General features: G+C 59.6%; 17 protein-coding genes and 1 tRNA gene. 11 read left to right on the plus strand and 7 right to left on the minus strand.

Features of this window, described 5'->3' with window-relative positions; genetic code table 11:
* Positions 1–855, plus strand: a complete 855-nt coding sequence (locus ACQY1P_RS07560; protein WP_430256675.1) for an ABC transporter permease — start codon at positions 1–3, stop codon at positions 853–855.
* Between the two features lie 2 nt (positions 856–857).
* A complete protein-coding gene (locus ACQY1P_RS07565; protein ID WP_430255922.1) occupies positions 858–2,663 on the plus strand; it encodes a dipeptide ABC transporter ATP-binding protein in 1,806 nt (601 codons plus the stop codon).
* A gap of 20 nt (positions 2,664–2,683) precedes the next feature.
* Here the strand turns inward: ACQY1P_RS07565 and ACQY1P_RS07570 are convergent, their stop codons facing one another.
* Positions 2,684–3,772 carry a hypothetical protein gene (locus ACQY1P_RS07570; RefSeq protein ID WP_430255924.1) on the minus strand — a complete coding sequence of 363 codons (1,089 nt, stop codon included), beginning with the start codon at positions 3,770–3,772 and terminating at the stop codon, positions 2,684–2,686.
* Positions 3,773–3,969: 197 nt separating this feature from the next.
* Here ACQY1P_RS07570 and ACQY1P_RS07575 point away from each other — a divergent pair, with 197 nt between their 5' ends.
* Entirely contained in the window at positions 3,970–4,404 is a 435-nt protein-coding gene (locus ACQY1P_RS07575; protein WP_062453869.1) for a BA14K family protein, read from the plus strand.
* A 370-nt stretch (positions 4,405–4,774) separates the two neighbouring features.
* On the plus strand, positions 4,775–5,395 hold the full coding sequence (locus tag ACQY1P_RS07580) for a transglutaminase-like cysteine peptidase (RefSeq protein WP_430255925.1): 621 nt from the start codon (positions 4,775–4,777) through the stop codon (positions 5,393–5,395).
* A gap of 147 nt (positions 5,396–5,542) precedes the next feature.
* On the opposite strand, the gene ACQY1P_RS07585 is transcribed toward ACQY1P_RS07580, so the two are convergent.
* From ACQY1P_RS07585 to ACQY1P_RS07605, 5 genes are read right to left on the minus strand one after another with little or no spacing between them, the layout of a single operon-like run.
* On the minus strand, positions 5,543–7,000 hold the full coding sequence (locus tag ACQY1P_RS07585; protein WP_430255927.1) for an oligosaccharide flippase family protein: 1,458 nt from the start codon (positions 6,998–7,000) through the stop codon (positions 5,543–5,545).
* Between the two features lie 43 nt (positions 7,001–7,043).
* Complete coding sequence (locus ACQY1P_RS07590; protein WP_162734834.1) at positions 7,044–7,967, minus strand: glycosyltransferase; 924 nt, start codon at positions 7,965–7,967, stop codon at positions 7,044–7,046.
* Between the two features lie 8 nt (positions 7,968–7,975).
* Positions 7,976–8,755 carry a WecB/TagA/CpsF family glycosyltransferase gene (locus tag ACQY1P_RS07595; protein WP_430255928.1) on the minus strand — a complete coding sequence of 260 codons (780 nt, stop codon included), beginning with the start codon at positions 8,753–8,755 and terminating at the stop codon, positions 7,976–7,978.
* A gap of 5 nt (positions 8,756–8,760) precedes the next feature.
* Positions 8,761–9,864, minus strand: a complete 1,104-nt coding sequence (locus tag ACQY1P_RS07600) for a glycosyltransferase family 4 protein (RefSeq protein WP_430255930.1) — start codon at positions 9,862–9,864, stop codon at positions 8,761–8,763.
* Positions 9,857–10,924: a glycosyltransferase gene (locus tag ACQY1P_RS07605; RefSeq protein ID WP_162734835.1), complete on the minus strand. Its 1,068-nt coding sequence runs from the start codon at positions 10,922–10,924 to the stop codon at positions 9,857–9,859. Before ACQY1P_RS07605 ends, ACQY1P_RS07600 begins: the two co-directional genes overlap by 8 nt.
* 417 nt (positions 10,925–11,341) lie before the next feature.
* Here ACQY1P_RS07605 and ACQY1P_RS07610 point away from each other — a divergent pair, with 417 nt between their 5' ends.
* The gene (locus ACQY1P_RS07610) at positions 11,342–12,226 is read left to right on the plus strand and encodes a glycoside hydrolase family 5 protein (RefSeq protein WP_325261930.1); all 885 of its coding nucleotides are present in this window, start codon (positions 11,342–11,344) and stop codon (positions 12,224–12,226) included.
* 186 nt (positions 12,227–12,412) lie between these two features.
* Here ACQY1P_RS07610 and ACQY1P_RS07615 read toward each other — a convergent pair.
* Positions 12,413–12,487: transfer RNA gene (locus ACQY1P_RS07615), tRNA-Thr, on the minus strand.
* Between the two features lie 153 nt (positions 12,488–12,640).
* Here ACQY1P_RS07615 and ACQY1P_RS07620 point away from each other — a divergent pair.
* From ACQY1P_RS07620 to ACQY1P_RS07645, 6 genes are all read left to right on the plus strand, one after another.
* The gene (locus ACQY1P_RS07620; protein ID WP_430255933.1) at positions 12,641–12,865 is read left to right on the plus strand and encodes a hypothetical protein; all 225 of its coding nucleotides are present in this window, start codon (positions 12,641–12,643) and stop codon (positions 12,863–12,865) included.
* 129 nt (positions 12,866–12,994) lie between these two features.
* Positions 12,995–14,287, plus strand: coding sequence for a UDP-N-acetylglucosamine 1-carboxyvinyltransferase (gene murA / locus ACQY1P_RS07625; RefSeq protein ID WP_062453861.1), 1,293 nt, complete (start codon positions 12,995–12,997; stop codon positions 14,285–14,287).
* Positions 14,288–14,440: 153 nt separating this feature from the next.
* Positions 14,441–15,283: an oxidoreductase gene (locus tag ACQY1P_RS07630; RefSeq protein ID WP_430255935.1), complete on the plus strand. Its 843-nt coding sequence runs from the start codon at positions 14,441–14,443 to the stop codon at positions 15,281–15,283.
* Between the two features lie 83 nt (positions 15,284–15,366).
* Entirely contained in the window at positions 15,367–15,798 is a 432-nt protein-coding gene (locus ACQY1P_RS07635; RefSeq protein WP_092663522.1) for a DUF2948 family protein, read from the plus strand.
* 42 nt (positions 15,799–15,840) lie between these two features.
* Positions 15,841–17,154, plus strand: a complete 1,314-nt coding sequence (hisD, locus tag ACQY1P_RS07640; protein ID WP_430255937.1) for a histidinol dehydrogenase — start codon at positions 15,841–15,843, stop codon at positions 17,152–17,154.
* 2 nt (positions 17,155–17,156) lie between these two features.
* Entirely contained in the window at positions 17,157–17,630 is a 474-nt protein-coding gene (locus ACQY1P_RS07645) for a UPF0262 family protein (RefSeq protein ID WP_062453857.1), read from the plus strand.
* The last annotated feature ends 20 nt before the right edge of the window (positions 17,631–17,650 follow it).

Below are 17,650 nucleotides of genomic sequence, written 5' to 3' on the forward strand. Positions count from 1 at the left end.
ATGGCCTCCGTCTCCATGCCCTTCGCATCCGGCCTTCGCCGCCTGTTCGGAAACCGCGCGATGCTGGCCGGCGCCATCATTCTGGTGGTCGTCGTCGCGGCAGCACTGCTTGCGCCCTGGGTCGCCCCTTACGCGCCGAACAAGCTGTCCATCGTCAACAAGCTGAAGCCGCCGTCGATGGCGAATTTCTTCGGCACCGACGAATTCGGCCGCGACATCTTTTCGCGCGCCATCTTCGCCGGCCGGATCTCGCTGATGGTCAGCCTCGGCGTGGTCGCCATCTCCACGGTTCTCGGCGTCATCCTGGGTGTTGCCGCCGGCTTCTTCCGCAAGCTCGACGCGCCGATTTCGCGCCTCCTCGATGCGATGATGTCGTTTCCGGATATCCTGCTCGCGATCGCGCTCGTCGCAGCGCTCGGTCCGTCGCTGACCACAGTGATCCTCGCGCTCGGCATCACCTATGCGCCGCGTCTTGCCCGCATCATCCGCGGCTCGACACTGGTGCTCCGCGAACTGCCCTATATCGAGGCGGCCGTGGCCATGGGCCTGCCGACATGGCAGATCCTGCTCCGCCACGTCCTCCTCAACCTCGCATCGCCCATCCTCGTGCAGGCAACCTTCGTTTTCGCTTCGGCCATGCTGGCGGAAGCAAGCCTCTCCTTCCTCGGCGTCGGTGTTTCCACTGACATGCCGACCTGGGGCACGATGCTGGCTTCCGGGCGCGAATACATGAACAACGCTCCGTGGCTGATGGTGTTTCCAGGCCTTGCCATCGTGTTTTCGGTTCTCTCCCTGCAATTGCTGGGCGATGGCCTGCGCGATCTCGTCGATCCACGGCTGGCGAAGGAAAGCTGATCATGACCGACACAGTAGAAACGACCCGGCCGGTTCTGTCGGTCGAAAACCTGACGACCTCCTTCAAGACACCGGAAGGCTGGAAGGCCGTCATCCGCAACATCAGCCTGTCCGTCGATGCCGGCGAGACGGTGGCGATTGTCGGCGAGAGCGGCTCCGGCAAGAGCGTCACGGCGCTTTCCACCATGCGGCTGCTGCCGCCGGGACGCTCGCGCACGGAGGGCCGAATCCTGCTCGACGGTAAGGACCTGCTGGCCGCAAGCGAATCCGAAATGCGCAAAGTCCGCGGCGGCTCGATCGGCATGATCTTCCAGGAGCCGATGACCTCGCTCAACCCGGTCTTCACCATCGGCAACCAGATTGCGGAAGCGCTGGTCCTGCATCGCGGCCTGTCGTGGAGCCAAGCCGAGGCCGAAACCGTGCGGCTGATGGAGCGGGTGCGCATCCCGGCCGCCAAGGCGCGGCTGCACGAATATCCGCACAAGTTCTCCGGCGGCATGCGCCAGCGCGTGATGATTGCCATGGCACTTGCCTGCCGTCCGAAACTGTTGATCGCCGACGAACCGACGACGGCGCTGGATGTGACGATCCAGGCCGAGATCCTCCACCTGCTGCGCGAGTTGCAGCGCGAGGGAAACATGGGTGTGCTGTTCATCACCCACGACATGGGCGTGGTGGCCGAAATCGCTGACCGCACGGTGGTGATGTTCCGCGGCGACATGATCGAGACCGGTCCGACCACCGAGATCTTCGCAAGCCCGAAGGCGATCTACACGAAGTCTCTGCTCGCCTCGATCCCGCGTCTCGGCGCGATGGGCGCTTGTCTTGCGCCGAAGCGTTTCCCCGAAGTCGATCCTGCGACGGGCGTGGCGACCGACGGCCGCGAAATGAAACCGGTTTCCCGGACCGTCGCACCGATCCTCAAGGTCGAGAATCTAGCCGTCCGTTTCGACCTGCCCAATGGTCGTGTCCATGCGGTCGAAGACGTATCCTTCGATCTGCGCCCCGGTGAAACACTGTCGCTGGTCGGTGAATCCGGTTGCGGAAAGTCGACGACCGGACGTGCGATCATCCGTCTGCTCAATCCCTCCGCCGGCTCGATCGTCATCGACGGCCAGGATGTGACCAAGGCCGGCACGCGCGATCTGCGAACCATGCGTCGCAATTCGCAGATGATCTTCCAGGATCCGTTCGCCTCGCTCAATCCGCGCATCACCGTCGGTTCGGCCATTGCCGAGCCCATCCTTGCGCATAAGATGATGGGCAAGCGCGAGGCCAAGGCACGTGTTTCAGAACTGCTGGAACAGGTGGGGCTCTCGGCCGCGATGGCCGATCGCCATCCGCATGAATTTTCCGGCGGTCAGCGCCAGCGCATTTCGATTGCGCGCGCGCTCGCGCTGGAGCCGAAATTCATCGTCGCCGACGAAGCAGTTTCGGCCCTCGACGTCACGGTCAAGGCGCAGGTCTCCAACCTGCTGCTCGAGCTTCAGGAAAAGCACGGTCTGGCCTATCTGTTCATCTCCCACGACATGGCCGTCGTGGAGCGCATGAGCCACCGGGTCGCTGTCATGTTCCTCGGAGAGATCGTGGAGATCGGTCCGCGTGCGGCGATTTTCGACAATCCGCAGCACGCCTATACCCGCCGGCTGATCTCGGCCGTGCCGGTACCCGACCCCGCACGCCGGGGTGAGACGCCGCCACCACTGTCCGAAGAGATAAAAAGCCCCGTTAGGCCGCTCGATTACGTGGCGCCGAAGGGCACCTATCTCGAGGTCTCGCCGGGTCATTTCGTCCAGCAGGCGGCGTAGCTCCCGCGTGCCGGACACGTTCAGGCGATGATGTCGAAGTCGGCTGCGGTGATGTTGAGGCCCTTGTCGACGATGGCAAACAGCATCTGCCCGTATTTCCCGGTTCCATCGGCGTCGTAGTAGAGACGACCGGTCGCCTTGTCGTAGATGATCCGGTCGGATGCGTCGCTGGCCGCGGTGCCGCTATGGAATGCATCCGATGCGAGATCCCCAACCGCGCCGGCCTTTGTGAATATATCCGTGTCGAGCCAGATCGTGTCATCCGCGACGGAGAAATCCGTGATCGTATCCATATTGCCCTTCTTGTTCAGTCGCGTGTCGAACACGAAACTGTCCGCGCCTTCGCCGCCTGTCAGGCGATCGTTCGAAAGGCCGCCGGAAAGGACGTTCGCGCCCTGGTCGCCCGTCAGCACGTCGCGGTATTGCGACCCGATGAGGTTCTCGATCGAGGTATAGGTGTCGCCCTTGGCATTGTGTGTATTGCCCTGCGGCGAGGCGAGGCTCGCAACAATTGCCATGGTGGCATTGGCGTAGGAGACGGTATCGGTTCCGGCACCACCGTCCATCTTGTCGGCGCCGGCGCTGCTCATCAGCTTGTCGTCGCCCTTGCCGCCGGACATGATGTCTGCGTAACGCGATCCGTTCAGCACGTCGTTGCCGTCACCCCCGATCTTGGGTTCATTGAAGGTCACGGACACTGTGATGTACGACGTCGGACCCGCCTTGATGCCGGTAAAGTCGATCGCAATCTTGTTGTAGTCGAACGAAACGTCCCGGCTGTCGAGGCCGGCAATATTGCTCTTGATCGAGACGCCGACGATCGGAGACAGGTTGTTGTTGATATCGGTAAACACCGGCCCGTTGAAGTGCACAGCGCTGGCGGTATCGCTTGAAGTCGGCTTGTAACCAGAGGTCCACAAGGCATACTGGGTAAACTCGAAGCGGATCGAGTTGTCCTGCAGTTTCAGCTGGAACAGCGACTTTGTATTGACGGTAAGCGCGGCAACCGCGGTGGTGTCAACCACGCTGACGACGTCCTTGTCGAGGGACGGCGTAAGCCTGTTTGGGAACTGATACTCGTAGCCGAAGGGGTTGCCGTAAAAGCCCATGGGATGCTCCGCACGCTCTGAACAATCAGAAATAGCGGAGAATGCTTATTTAAGATTTAAACGATGTATTGGCCGCTGTTCCCGTTGTCGCGATCGCTCAAGGTTGGAAACACCTGTAACGCGGGCCTCACTCTCGCGTGATGAGGGAACTCCCTGTTGCGTCAATGTGTTGTCTCTCCATAACACGGAGAACTAATATGCATATTGTTACGAAGTTTCTGACCGCGTCGTCGCTTGCGGTGGCACTGGGCCTCACCTCGCTTGTCCCGGCGACTGCGGCACCCCTGCCGATGGTGAAGTCGCCTCAGGTATCCGATGTCGAACATGTCCAGTACCGTCGTGACATGCGCGAACGCCGGGAAATGCGTGATCGTCGCGGGTGGCACCAGGGCCACCGTGGATACCGTGATCGCCGTCCGGGCTATCGCCGCCATTCCGATGGTTTCTGGTATCCCCTCGCAGCATTCGGCGCAGGCGCAATCATCGGCGGTGCCGTGACAAGTCGCCCGGCCCGCGCAGGTACCCGTGCTCACGTCCAGTGGTGTGCCGACCGCTACCGCAGCTACCGTGCATCGGATAACAGCTACGTGCCACGTGCCGGCGTTCGCGCACAGTGCAACTCGCCTTACTGAGGGCGTCTAGCCTTTTGAGGTGATGAGGGGCAGCGCATTGAGCCGCTGCCCCTATTTTTGATCCCGATTTCTTGTTGAATATCTGGATCGAGCTCCCATATCGTGACTACAACATTGTTTTCGTCGGCGACCACGGATGTACTGGCGCAGTGGCTGAGAGCAATGCAGGGAGGTCGGTGCGTGTATTCGCTCCGGCCTTTTTTATTGCCCTGATGGCAGCAGTTCCTTGAACCATCAGCAAATCTATATTTGCAGTAGTTCTTAAACAGAAAAACTTAACCTGCACAACGATTAAAATCTTACACTTTCTCAAAACGTGATATACAACGAATGCAGGTAAATTACTCTCCATTCCACATGGAGACGTGCCATGAAACTGCATTCGATAGTCATGACTCTGGCGTTTTTCGCAGTTCCATCGGTAACGATGGCGGCTGGCCCTGTCGGCATTCTGCGGGATGTGAGAGGCTCAATGCAGCGCATCCAGGAAAGTGGTTTTGCGCTTGCACCTTACGCTTTTGCGAAATTCTGCCGTAGCAATCAGGAACAGTGCGCCGATACCGGCGGCGACGGCATCGTCGAACTGACTGATGATCGCAAGGCGCAACTGCTTTCGGTGAATTCGGGCATCAATCGCACCGTCCGTCCCGTCAATGATGCCGACGGCTCCGACGAGTGGAGCATTGATGTGGCGTCAGGCGATTGCGAAGATTACGCGCTCACGAAGCGCAAACACCTCATCTCCCTCGGCTGGCCTTCCGGATCGCTGAGAATGGCTGTGGTAAGAACGCGGTCCGGAGAGGGACATGCGGTGCTGGTTGCAAAGACATCCGCCGGCGACCTGGTGCTGGACAACCGGTCCTCCGAAATCAAGCCGTGGAAGAAGACCGACCTGACCTGGATCATGATGCAGTCGCAGAACAGCCCTAGGATCTGGGTCAAGATCGGGCCATCCAACGACCGCCCGACCTTTGTTGCCAACCAATGGTAAACTAGGGTCGCACTCGTCAGGCACCAGCGCGCTGTCCTGATCGATCAGGTCGGACGCCCCGATTGTTACGATGATACCGTGTCAGACCACCAACCTTCCCCAGGACCTCGAGACGGAGGCCAGTCTGCGAGACAGCCGGGCTTTAGATCAGGCAGCAGTCGGCGCACGAACGCGCCGCGCCTTCCAGATCTCAAGAACTGGCCGGATACGATCGTGAAATACGAACGCGCCTATCAATGCGTATGCCAGAGAGGCCGCAGCGCTAAATGATACAGCGACTGATAAGTGTTTGAGATCGAGCTGCCATAGCCATAGAAACCCGGTCAGGGTTGATACGATGGCAATCGCGACAAGCGCCGGAAATGTTGTTTTGATCCCATCAAGCGCGTTGATGTCACTGAATCGTTTCTGCACGGCCAAGAGAATAAACAACGCTGTCAGAGAGAATCTCAGGCTGAACATCGCTGCTGCCCAAAATATCCCGAAATATGCTCCGACTGCAATCATCGCGACATCAGCAAGTGCCTGGTAAACATTGTTCAGGAATGCCAAGCTTGGGTGTCCTGTTGCAACCAGGAAGGTTTGCACGGGCACGACAACCGCAATGAACGGTAGAGCCACCAGCATCAGTGTTATCGTCTCGGGCAGTTGTGGCCACCTGTCTCCAAAAAACATAAATGCGACATAGGGCGCTGAAAACGCGGAAGCGACAAAGGGTATCGCGGCAACAAGGCCCGTTACCGCGCATGACCTCCACATCGTGCTTATCATCCGGTCACGATCCTCACCCATCCTGGAAAAGATTGGCAGCAGGATGTTGTTGATCGGATTGAGAAACAGGCTTGATGCGAGATCAAGCACCGTGCGTGATAGCCGAAAAACACCCGTCGCTGTCGGTGTCGCGACCAAACCGACCACCACATCGGCAGAGCGCACGTTGATCTGCGTGACTGCCGACATTCCGATTACAGCGAACGAGAAGTTCAGCGTCGACCGCATCGAGATCAGCGTCGGCATGGCCGTTGGCTTCCAGCGCGCCGCCACAACACTGACCATCGCCGCAACGATCGGCGTTATCACGACGACTGCAACGATGCTCCAGGCGCCGAACCCCGAAAACGCAAGCGCGCAGCAGACAATCCCGCCCACAAGCAACCCGGCCGACTTTCGGACCGCCAGTACCTTGTAGGCGAAATCTCGCGCGAGCAGTCCTTCCGGCACGACCGCGAGCGCTGAGACAAGGGGGGCGATCGACGTCACGGCAACCATGGCACTGAGGCCGGAGAAGGTTTCCAGGTGGCGGAGAAGGGCGCTCGCTATCAACAGTAGCGCCGAGCCGCAAAGGCCAAGCAGAAGGAAGAGACCGAAGACCGAATTGACGAAGTCATCGTCGAGCAATCGCCGCTGTATCACCACCTGGCTTCCGGACTGCAGGGTGGACGCGATGATCACGGCCGGCGCGGTTGAAAGCGCTGCGACACCAAACTCATGCGGCCCGAGCAGGGCTGCCGCAATCAGAAACACCACGGTCTGCGTCAGCCGCTCGACGAGCACCTGCGCAAGCGACCAGCTCGTACCCTTGATTGCCAGTTTCAAATAGGACATGTGAACCCGATCGGTGATATTTCGGTCGCGTCATGCGAATGGTCTAGGCTGTGGCCCGGTCGATCCGAGGTTCCACCTTAGGGAACGGGTCGATTTCACCGTCGATCAGGTCCTTCGCCAACTGGTTTGGAATGATCTTCGGAACGCCGCGCGGGATCGCCGGCCCGATCAGCAGGCAGGCAAGCCGCAGCAGGGCAAGCTTCGCCTCGCTCCACCTGTTGAGACATGGATAGAGCACCGTCTTTGCGACCTGCTTGAAGAGTTGCTTTGCATAGGCCTTGTGGAACCCTCTGGCGACCAGGGAGCTGCCGTTGCCAAGCGAGTAGTAGAACGTGCGCTGGACATCGAATTCGGAGTTCAACGGCAAAGGCGGATGGTCGATTTCCAGGCCGGCCAACCGCTTGCCCTTCAGGCCGGCATCGACCAAACGTGCCCCGAGATCGAAGCCCTCTCCCGATCCATGAATGGCGCCGATACCCAGCGTGGCATCGAACTGGAATTTTAAGAACGTCTTGCGGCGAAGCGTCAGCCCCGGTTCCCACATGTTGCCGATGATGGTTTGCCTGTTGATTTGGACATCGCTTTCGATCCGGCTTGCAGCCAGCCGCTTGCCGTTCGAGACGATGTTGCAGGTGACGAAATCGACCGCGCCGACATCGAGAATGGTTTTCACCCTGCGGTAGAAATCGCTCGCGGCCGGAAATGTGTCGTCATCCAGAAACGAGATGAGATCGGCCGTCGCGTGACAGGCGCCGACATTTCGGGAATGCGACGAGCTGAACACGCGCGAGAATATGGTTTTCACACCGTCGATGCCGATCGTTTCGGTCTCGTCGAACCCCTGCATCACGATGATGATTTCAAGCGCGATCGCCCTCTGCTCCTGCAATCGCCGCACCACTTCGCGCGTGCGCGCCAGACGACTGCTTTTCGATACGACTGGAATGATCACGGACACATCGTACATCGGGCCACCTACGAGCTTATTCTGGATTGGTTCAGATCGGCGACAACGGCTGAGAAAAAGCCCCAGGAACTGATGAAGTACCGTTTGAACAAGCGACGGGGCTCGGTGGCCACTCGCCAGAACCATTCCATTCCAACCAGACGGAAAACCTTTGGCGCTCGAGTCTTGGTGCCGGCTGTGAATTCGAGAGCCGCGCCGAAGCAGAAGGCGTAAAGGTGCCCAAGCGCGGATCTGTTCTGGTTCACCCAAATTTCGGATTTGGGCGCGCCGATACCCATGAACAGATGCGTTGTGCGGTTGTCGCGGATCGCGCTCAGCAGGTCGCGCGTATGAGAGGGTTGTTTTTCAAAACCAAACGGCGGTATCGCGTAACCGAAGCCGGCCTCCGTGAAGCCACGCGCCGTCATCTGGACTGCCAGCCCGTCCGCCGTCGCCTGGCTCGAGCAGACGAAGAACGGCCGATGGTTCTTGTCTGTCAGGGCATCGAGCAGCTTGGGAAAGAGATCGGCGCCTGGTATCCGCTGCTTGACGGCCGCGCCGCACAGTTTCGCATAGAGAAAGACGGGCATGCCATCGATCGTGACTGACCACGCACTGTCGTAAGCACGTCTGAATTCAGCATTTTTGTACAGGTTGGAGACGTGATCCGTATTCGCAGTGACGACCAGTTTTACCCCGTCCGTCTCGGAAAGGGGAGAAAGAGCCTGTTCTACGAGAGCGTCGTCGGAATATTCGTAAAAGGATAAACCGAATATTTTATCTCTGGACCCAAGTCGATCTTCGGTCATTGCATTTATCTCTTTAAGTGTGTGACGGCTAAAACTTGCTCTGCAATCGCTTTCCAGGAAAAATTCTGATCGACATGGGCGGTCTGCCACCGCAGGATTTCCGCCCGCTCCGCCTCGTCTGAAAGTTTGGTCAGCAGTGCCTTGGCCTGCTCGATATTGCCTGCCTCGAAGGTCTGGCTGACGCCGATCACCATCGGAATGCCGCCCACATTCGAACCGACAGCCGGCGTCCCGCAATAGATCGCCTCGATGCAGACACGGCCGAACTGTTCCCGCCAGTTCTTCGTCGAGAGGCTCGGCAGAATGAAGAGATCGAGCGCGCTGTAAAATGTCCGCAGATCATCCTTTTGAAGACTGGGAAGAACCGCTACCCCTGCCGCAACGAGTGTATCGACCAGATAATCATCTGCGACCGGCCCGCAGGCGAGGATCGTGACCGGGAGTTCCTGTGCAAGCTGCGCCAGGATCTCTATCCCTTTCGGCTGCCAGATCCGCCCGGCATAGCCGAGAACGAGACCGCCCTTCTTGAATGCATCGGAGACCTGCGGATACTTTTGCGCAAGCGCAGAACGTGCCGCCGACTTATCGACGATCGAAAACGACGACTTTGAAACGCCGTTACCGATGGGGCTTGAGATCTTGCTCCGGGGAGCCCCCCGTCTGTGAAGGACATCGGCGACCTCATGGTTCTTGGGAATGATCTTGGTCGCTGTTTTATAGACGAACCGCTCGAGGACATTCCATCCGGAGAGGTTTCCCTTGAGATTGATGGCCGAGCTTTCGATGTACATCGGCCGCCCGAGACGCAGGGTGGCGCTTAGGAACGCGACAAGCGAGTGCGGTTCCTCATGAACGTAGAGAATGTCCGCCCGTCGCGCTTCCCGGTAGAAAGCGATGGTGCTCGGAATGAATGTCAGCCAGTGCGACGACAAGACGGAATTAAACAGCTTCACCGGGAAGCGGAATTTCTCAGGGTCGAACGTTGTGCCTTGAAAGGTTTTTGGCCCCATGACCGTGAGATTGGCGACCTTCGAAAGCTCGACAAATCGGTCATGGTAGTGCGAGTTTCCGGCTTCATGCCAGAGCATGGTCAACTGGTGCTCAGGCATGGGACCGTGCTCCGGTGCGTCTTTGGGCCTGGATTTTCGAAAGCAGGTTGGCCGCGATAAAATCCCAGGAATACCGGGCTCTGTAGGCAAGATACGCGCTCTCAGTCGCTCGCGGAGCCGTCATGATCTCAGTCGCGATCTCATCAGCGGGGGTGCCCGGCGAGACCAGCCGTCCCCATGGCGGAGAAACAGTCCGGTGGATGGCGATGTCGGACGCGACAATGCTGCAGCCCAGCGACCCTGCCTCGACGAGCGGCATATTGAACCCCTCGTCATGCGACAAGGACAGGAAAGACCGGCAGTTTGCGTAAAGCCACCGCAGCTGGCTGTCGGATATGTCCTTCATCCATCGGATGTTGCTCGTTGGGTCGTTGCTTGCCCGGTCGAGATCGGTGACAATATTTCCCCAACCGCTGCGCCCGACAACGACCGACAGGACATTGTGCGGTTGAAGCGCTGCCGCGACGTCGATGATCTTCTCGTAGTTCTTTCGGGGCTCCACCGTCCCCACGCTCAGGACGAAGTCTTTGCCTCGCAGTTCCGCTATCTCGGACAATTCGCCGTCGAACGGCAGCGCGGGGGCGTTGCCGATCTCGCTGACATCATGGGAGGGAAAGATCGGACGAAGCTTTGCCGCCGAGTAGCCGGTTGGCGCAAAGATGGCGCGGTATCGGGATGAAACGGCGCGCTCCACATCCCGAAACAGAAGGCGCCCCTTGATCGGCATCTCCTGTCCCCTTGTCCAGGGGAAGTCGTCGTGAATGATGCGATAGAGGGGCAGTCTGGATGATATGGAGAGCGGACTTGCCGGCATGCTCGGAAAGACGGCCGCATCGTAACTGGAAGATGCCAGTCTGAACGGCAAAGTGAGCCAGGCCATCAAAGGATGCTGGCAGAGGACCAGGTTGTCGTCGCTCGAAAAAAACGACGTCGACATGACATAGGCCGTGCTGCCAGGGCAAATTTTCCGGAATGCCTCGAATAGATTGATCCCGTAACGTTCGACACCGGTAATCTCCGGCTTGCGCGTGGCAAGCGTCAGATCGAATATCACTCGCATTCCCACTCCTGCTGTCGCCGGACACCCGCGCATGCCGTCCATCACCGCTGCTAATCAGTGAAATGTCGAGTAGCACGACATCGAATCGTGGTTACAGCATGGATATGCTCTTGCTGAGTCCTCAATAAACAAAACTAATCGCTAGGTTAATCGTATAATGGAATTCAATATGGGTGTTGTAGTGTGAATTCGCTGAGGTGTTGCACAAAAATCCGTGAGTTGTTGATTGTTTAGTGCATCAATATTATAATAAAATCTTTATTACAGGCGTCTTACATGAATGAATGCTCAAGAAGATCTTTGTTGTTCGGCGCTGGCGCCTTTGCGGCGTCGGTTGTGTCGTCAGGTCCTTCCGTAGGTGCCCGAACGGGAACGTGCCCGCTGATCGGGGTTAACCTGGCCGGTGCTGAGTTCGAGATGATTGGCGGCCGTTGGAAGTGGCCTCACCTGGAGAACCTGAATTATTACCTCTCGCTGGGCGTGAAAGTGTTTCGGATCCCCTTCAAGTGGAACCGCCTGCAGCCCGATATTGCAAAACCGCTTGAGCCGGCGGCACTTGAGGGCCTCGATCGTCTGGTCGGCCGGGCAGTCGGCGAGGGTGCGGTTGTCCTCCTGGATATGCATGACTACGGAAGGCGCGATAAGATCGTCATCGGAGACGGCACGTCCGCGGCAACGCTCGAAAGCTACGCGGCGTTCTGGGGTGAGCTGGCACAGCGTTACGGGAAAAACAGCCTTGTCTGGTACGGGCTGATGAACGAACCGCATGACCAGGATCCCATTCTCAACCTCAACACCCAGAACGCCGCATGCGCCGAAATCAGGCGGCGTGGCGGCACTGGGACTGTCTTATTTTCCGGCATCGCCTGGACGGGCGCCCATTCCTGGACGAAGACCTCGAACGGCACCGTGATGTTGCAGGCATTCGATCCCGTCGACAATTACGGCTTCGACATGCACCAGTATCTCGACAAGGGATTTGGAGGCTCCAACCCGATCGCCACCGAAGGCATCGGAAAACGGATCCTGTCGAGCGCCGTGGACTGGGCGACCCAACATCGAAAACGCATCTTCATCGGCGAATTCGCCACCGGCCGAACCGAAGCCTCACTGCGGGAACTGCGCGACCTGCTCGATGTCATGATGGCCCACCCCGACATCTTCCTCGGCGCCACCTACTGGGCCGGCGGCGGCGTCTGGGGCAACACCAACCAGCAAACCGTTGATCCCCCACGAGACAGGCCAGGCGTCATGAGTGAGCAGATGAACCTGCTGCTGCCGTATGTTGGGTGTCGTGGCTAAGCGGGGAGGGGGAGGTGGCCTTCTACGACTTCAGGTTCTCCGGCGAACCAAAGTGGTCGCACGCGAAATCGACAATGAAACGGCTGGTAGTTTGCGCACGCGACGACGCGAAACTGCGCGTCGCGCTAGGTCGTACGACTGTCCGAAAATTACTGGCAGACTAATTATAATGGATGGAAGGAAAAATGGTGCTGCTAGAGAGATTTGAACTCTCGGCCTCTCCCTTACCAAGGGAGTGCTCTACCCCTGAGCTATAGCAGCATCTGCGGACGTTCGGGTTCGTGTCGTCAGCGAGGGGGCTATTGCCATAGGTTCGGGGCAAGTGCAAGCAGCAAAATCGAACTTCTTGGAGAACCATCCGGGAAAACGCCCGGGGCGCTTTCGTGTGTCGGGCTTTTTCTTTAAGGAGAAGCCATGTCGAAAAAACCAGAAACCTTGGATAGCCAGGCGCCGGCCGCACGTTCAAGCGAAGCCGAGCGGCGCGAGCTGGACCGCAAGCAGCGGGCGGCGGCGAAATTGCGGGAAAACCTGATGCGTCGCAAAGGTCAGTCGCGTGCGCGGCGCGCCGGCGAGGCGGACGAGACGCACGGGTTGCCGGCGTCTTCGCCCTCTGCCGCAAAAACGGACGAATCATCATAGCGATTGCCTGCAATCGACGGGTTGTGGCACGATTTGCTTTGATCTGCAGTTTTCATCACGCATTGAAGCGGCGCAAGGTTTGGTCTAGAGACGCGAACCCGGCCGCTTGAGAGAAAGAGTTACCACACCATGGATCGCATCAGAATTTCCGGCGGCAACGAGCTTCACGGCACGATCCCGATCTCGGGCGCCAAGAATGCCGCGCTGCCGCTGATGATCGCTTCGCTTCTGACCAGCGATACGCTGACGCTCGAAAACGTGCCGCATCTGGCCGATGTCGAGCAGCTTTTGCGCATCCTCGGCAATCATGGCGTCGATGTCTCCGTCAACGGCCGTCGCGAAAGCCAGGCCGAGAGCTATTCGCGCACGATCAATTTCACCTGCCGCACCATCGTCGATACGACCGCCCCTTACGAGCTGGTCTCCAAGATGCGCGCCTCCTTCTGGGTCATCGGCCCGCTGCTGGCGCGTGAAGGCAAGGCGCGCGTGTCGCTGCCGGGCGGTTGCGCCATCGGCACGCGCCCGGTCGATCTGTTCCTTGACGGCCTGCAGGCGCTCGGCGCCATCCTCGAGGTCGATGCCGGCTATATCAACGCGTCCGCGCCCAAGGGCGGCCTTATCGGAGCGCATTACACATTCCCCAAGGTTTCGGTCGGCGCCACGCATGTCATGCTGATGGCGGCAACCCTTGCCCGCGGCACCACCGTGATTGACAACGCCGCCCGCGAACCTGAAGTCGTCGATCTCGCAAAATGCCTGACGGCCATGGGTGCGAAGATCAGCGGCGCCGGCACGCGCACCATCACCATCGAAGGCGTGGCCTCGCTGTCAGGCGCCCGTCACCGCGTCCTGCCGGACCGGATCGAGACCGGCACCTATGCCATGGCGGTTGCCATGACCGGCGGCGATGTGGTGCTCGAAGGCACGCAGGCCTCGCTGCTTGAAAATGCGCTCGATACGCTGCGCCTTGCCGGTGCCGAGATCACCGAAACCGAAAGCGGTCTGCGTGTCGTCAGGAACGGCAACCGGATCCAGCCGGTCGATATCGTCACCGAACCCTTCCCGGGCTTCCCGACGGACCTGCAGGCACAGTTCATGGCGCTGATGACCATGTCGTCAGGCGTTTCGCATGTCACCGAAACCATTTTCGAAAACCGCTTCATGCACGTGCAGGAACTGGCCCGTCTCGGCGCGAAAATTTCGCTGTCCGGGCAGATGGCGCGGATCGAAGGCGTTTCGCAGCTGAAGGGTGCGCCAGTGATGGCAACAGACCTTCGCGCATCGGTGTCGCTCGTCATTGCCGGCCTTGCGGCCGAAGGCGAAACGATCGTCAGCCGCGTCTACCATCTTGATCGTGGTTTCGAGCGTCTTGAAGAAAAGCTGACACGCTGCGGCGCCATCGTCGAACGCGTCAGCGACTGAGCAATATGGCCTGAAGAGGCCGCATGTTTCGAGGGATGAGGGGCGGCCAGGGGGATACCTTGCCGTCCCTTTTTTCATGCCTATGTCAGGTATTGTCATCCAACACGCCCCGCCTCATTTTCATGATCCGGCTTTTCCATCGGAGATATTTTTATGACTGATGCATCTTCCAACGTCTGGTTCATCACCGGCTGCTCCTCCGGCTTCGGCCTGGAACTCGCCAAGCTGACAATTGCAAAGGGCTTTCCGACCGTCGTCACGGCCCGCGACAAGGCAAGGCTTGCCGATCTCATCGCCGGCCACGACAATGCGCTCGCCGTTGATCTCGACGTGACCGACGAAGGCCAGATCGCAGCTGCTGTCAGCGCTGCCGAGGAAAAGTTCGGGCGTATCGACGTCCTCGTCAACAATGCCGGTTACGGCTACCAGGCCTCGATCGAGGAAGGCGAGGAAGACGAGATCCGCGGCATGTTCGATGCCAATGTCTTCGGCCTTTTCGCCATGACGCGGGCTGTGCTGCCCGGCATGCGCGCCCGCCGCAAGGGCCACATTCTCAACATCACCTCCCAGGCCGGCTTTATCGGCTTCCCGGGCTCCGGTTATTACGCGGCAAGCAAGCACGCCGTTGAAGGCTTTTCCGATGCGCTGTCTGCCGAAGTTGCAGCGCTTGGCATCAAGGTCACTTGCGTCGCACCGGGTCCGTTCCGGACGGATTGGGCTGGCCGGTCCCTGAAGCAGACGCCGGTGAAGATCGAGGCGTATCAGGATACCGCCGGCGCCCGCCTGTCACAGACCGCAGGCTATAGCGGCCAGCAGCCGGGCGATCCCGTGCGTGCCGGCGAAGCCATGATCAAGGTCGTTGAAGCGTCAAACCCGCCGCGCCATCTCGTGCTCGGCGAAATCGCTTATACCGGCATCACCGCCAAGCTATCGGAACGCCGCGACGAAATCGTTGCCTGGAAGGACACGACGCTCTCTGCCGACTTCCCGAAATAGTTGCTTCTTGCCATGCGCCATCCTATCTCCAGACCATCAAACAACGGGCCGCACATCGCGGCCCAGGAACGGAATGGACGCGCATGACCGAGCTCAAGCTTCTGGCTCTCGATACCGACGATCTGGGGATCGTGTCAGCCCATATGCAGGATGCGGTGTTCAAGCTGTCCGACGTGCAGTGGTCGGCGTCGGAAAAGATATTCTCGCTGGCTGCCAACAGGTTTGATTGGGAAAAGGCCGGCGAGAAGAAAAAGGGGTTCGAGCGGCACCGTGCAGCGCTCGTCCTCAAGCGCGTGGAAGCGGTCCGTTCGACCGGTATCGACCGCAACCGCAAGGACGATGTTCTGTCGCTTCTCGCCGTGCGCTTCATGCCCAAGGGCGAGGGGCCTGATGGCACCGTGGAACTGCTGCTTTCCGGCGGCGGCACCATTGCTCTCGATGTCGAATGCATCGAAGTTGCTCTTGCAGATATCGGCGGCGCATGGGAAACCGCAACGAGGCCGCGCCATCCTTGACCGGCCTTGTGATCATGGCATGGAACGGGAAGGAATATCCGCTTGGCACTCTGGCTTGAGCAGACAGCACCGGACTTCGAGACACGCTTTTCCGCTTTTCTTTCGACCAAGCGGGAAGTCTCCGAGGATGTGAACGCCGTCGTGCACGCCATCATCGATGACGTGCGCGCCCGCGGCGACGCGGCACTTATCGACTATTCAAAACGCTTCGACGGCATCGATCTTGCCGCGACCGGCATCCGCGTGACCGATGAGGAGGTCGACAAGGCCTTCGCCGAAACGGACCGCAAGGTGATCGACGCGCTAAAGTTCGCAGCCGAGCGGATCGAAAAGCATCATGCCCGTCAGATGCCGAAGGACGATATCTACGAAGACGCGATCGGCGTCGGCCTCGGCTCCCGCTGGACAGCGATCGAAGCCGTCGGTCTCTACGTACCGGGCGGCACGGCATCCTATCCAAGCTCCGTGCTGATGAATGCGGTGCCGGCAAAGGTTGCCGGCGTGCCGCGCGTCGTCATGGTCGTGCCGGCCGGTGGCGGCAGCATCAACCCGGCCGTCCTTGCCGCGGCGCGCATCTCGGGCGTTACGGAAATCTACCGCGTCGGCGGTGCGCAGGCCGTGGCAGCGCTTGCCTATGGTACCGATACGATTGCGCCGGTCGCCAAGATCGTCGGTCCCGGCAACGCTTATGTGGCGGCCGCCAAGCGCCAGGTCTTCGGCATCGTCGGCATCGACATGATCGCCGGCCCATCCGAAGTGCTGATCCTGGCCGACAAGGACAACGACCCCGACTGGATCGCCGCCGACCTTCTGGCGCAGGCCGAACACGATGCCGGTGCCCAGTCGATCCTGATCACAGACGATGCCGTATTCGGAAAATCGGTCGAGGCAGCCGTCGAGCGACAATTGAAGACACTGTCGCGCGCAGAAACGGCCGCCGCGAGCTGGCGCGATTTCGGCGCTGTAATCCTGGTCGAGAATTTCGAAGCCGCGTTGCCGCTGGCAAACCGCATTGCCGCCGAACATCTGGAATTGGCCGTTGCCGATCCGGACCGGCTCATGGCCGGCATCCGCAATGCCGGCGCCATCTTCATCGGTCGCCACACGCCTGAAGTCATCGGCGATTATGTCGGCGGCTCCAACCACGTTCTGCCGACGGCACGCTCGGCACGCTTTTCGTCCGGCCTCGGTGTGCTCGATTTCGTCAAGCGCACCTCGATCCTCAGGCTCGGACCCGATCAGCTGCGGCAACTGGCGCCGGCCGCCATCACGCTCGCCCATTCGGAAGGGCTCGATGCACACGCCCGTTCGGTCGCCATCCGCATGAACGCCCATCCTCCGCAAGACGAGGGCTAGGGATGGGACAAGGGCACTTCCGGCTCTCGGATGTCGTCCTCGACGACTCGATCGGGCGCTCGACGCCCGATGTCGAACATGAGCGGGCAGTTGCCATCTTCGACCTGGTCGAGGAAAACGCCTTCGAGCCGGTCGGCCATGCAGGCGGCCCCTACACGTTGAAGCTTTCGCTGGTCGAGGCAAAGCTGATGCTCACCATCACTGGCGAAGCGGGCGAGGGGGTTGCGGTCCACATCCTGTCGCTGACGCCATTCCGGCGGATCATCAAGGATTACTTCATGATCTGCGAAAGCTATTACGAGGCGATCAAGACCTCCACGCCATCGCGCATCGAGGCGATCGACATGGGCCGCCGCGGCATTCACAACGAGGGCTCGCAAACCCTGATGGATCGTCTCGACGGCAAGATCCGAATCGACTTCGATACCGCAAGACGGCTGTTCACGCTCGTCTGCGTGCTCTACTGGCGCGGCTGAAGACCATGGCGGCCGATGAC

It is taken from the genome of Neorhizobium sp. DAR64872/K0K18 (assembly GCF_050500175.1).
GTDB classification, from domain to species: domain Bacteria; phylum Pseudomonadota; class Alphaproteobacteria; order Rhizobiales; family Rhizobiaceae; genus Neorhizobium; species Neorhizobium soli.

Excerpts from the sequence above, each read along its gene's own strand:
- ACQY1P_RS07560 (WP_430256675.1), top strand. The coding sequence starts at position 1 with ATGGCCTCCGTCTCCATGCCCTTCGCATCCGGCCTTCGCCGCCTGTTC.
- ACQY1P_RS07565 (WP_430255922.1), top strand. The coding sequence starts at position 858 with ATGACCGACACAGTAGAAACGACCCGGCCGGTTCTGTCGGTCGAAAAC.
- ACQY1P_RS07570 (WP_430255924.1), bottom strand. The coding sequence starts at position 3,772 with ATGGGCTTTTACGGCAACCCCTTCGGCTACGAGTATCAGTTCCCAAAC.
- ACQY1P_RS07575 (WP_062453869.1), top strand. The coding sequence starts at position 3,970 with ATGCATATTGTTACGAAGTTTCTGACCGCGTCGTCGCTTGCGGTGGCA.
- ACQY1P_RS07580 (WP_430255925.1), top strand. The coding sequence starts at position 4,775 with ATGAAACTGCATTCGATAGTCATGACTCTGGCGTTTTTCGCAGTTCCA.
- ACQY1P_RS07585 (WP_430255927.1), bottom strand. The coding sequence starts at position 7,000 with ATGTCCTATTTGAAACTGGCAATCAAGGGTACGAGCTGGTCGCTTGCG.
- ACQY1P_RS07590 (WP_162734834.1), bottom strand. The coding sequence starts at position 7,967 with ATGTACGATGTGTCCGTGATCATTCCAGTCGTATCGAAAAGCAGTCGT.
- ACQY1P_RS07595 (WP_430255928.1), bottom strand. The coding sequence starts at position 8,755 with ATGACCGAAGATCGACTTGGGTCCAGAGATAAAATATTCGGTTTATCC.
- ACQY1P_RS07600 (WP_430255930.1), bottom strand. The coding sequence starts at position 9,864 with ATGCCTGAGCACCAGTTGACCATGCTCTGGCATGAAGCCGGAAACTCG.
- ACQY1P_RS07605 (WP_162734835.1), bottom strand. The coding sequence starts at position 10,924 with ATGCGAGTGATATTCGATCTGACGCTTGCCACGCGCAAGCCGGAGATT.
- ACQY1P_RS07610 (WP_325261930.1), top strand. The coding sequence starts at position 11,342 with ATGATTGGCGGCCGTTGGAAGTGGCCTCACCTGGAGAACCTGAATTAT.
- ACQY1P_RS07620 (WP_430255933.1), top strand. The coding sequence starts at position 12,641 with ATGTCGAAAAAACCAGAAACCTTGGATAGCCAGGCGCCGGCCGCACGT.
- murA (WP_062453861.1), top strand. The coding sequence starts at position 12,995 with ATGGATCGCATCAGAATTTCCGGCGGCAACGAGCTTCACGGCACGATC.
- ACQY1P_RS07630 (WP_430255935.1), top strand. The coding sequence starts at position 14,441 with ATGACTGATGCATCTTCCAACGTCTGGTTCATCACCGGCTGCTCCTCC.
- ACQY1P_RS07635 (WP_092663522.1), top strand. The coding sequence starts at position 15,367 with ATGACCGAGCTCAAGCTTCTGGCTCTCGATACCGACGATCTGGGGATC.
- ACQY1P_RS07645 (WP_062453857.1), top strand. The coding sequence starts at position 17,157 with ATGGGACAAGGGCACTTCCGGCTCTCGGATGTCGTCCTCGACGACTCG.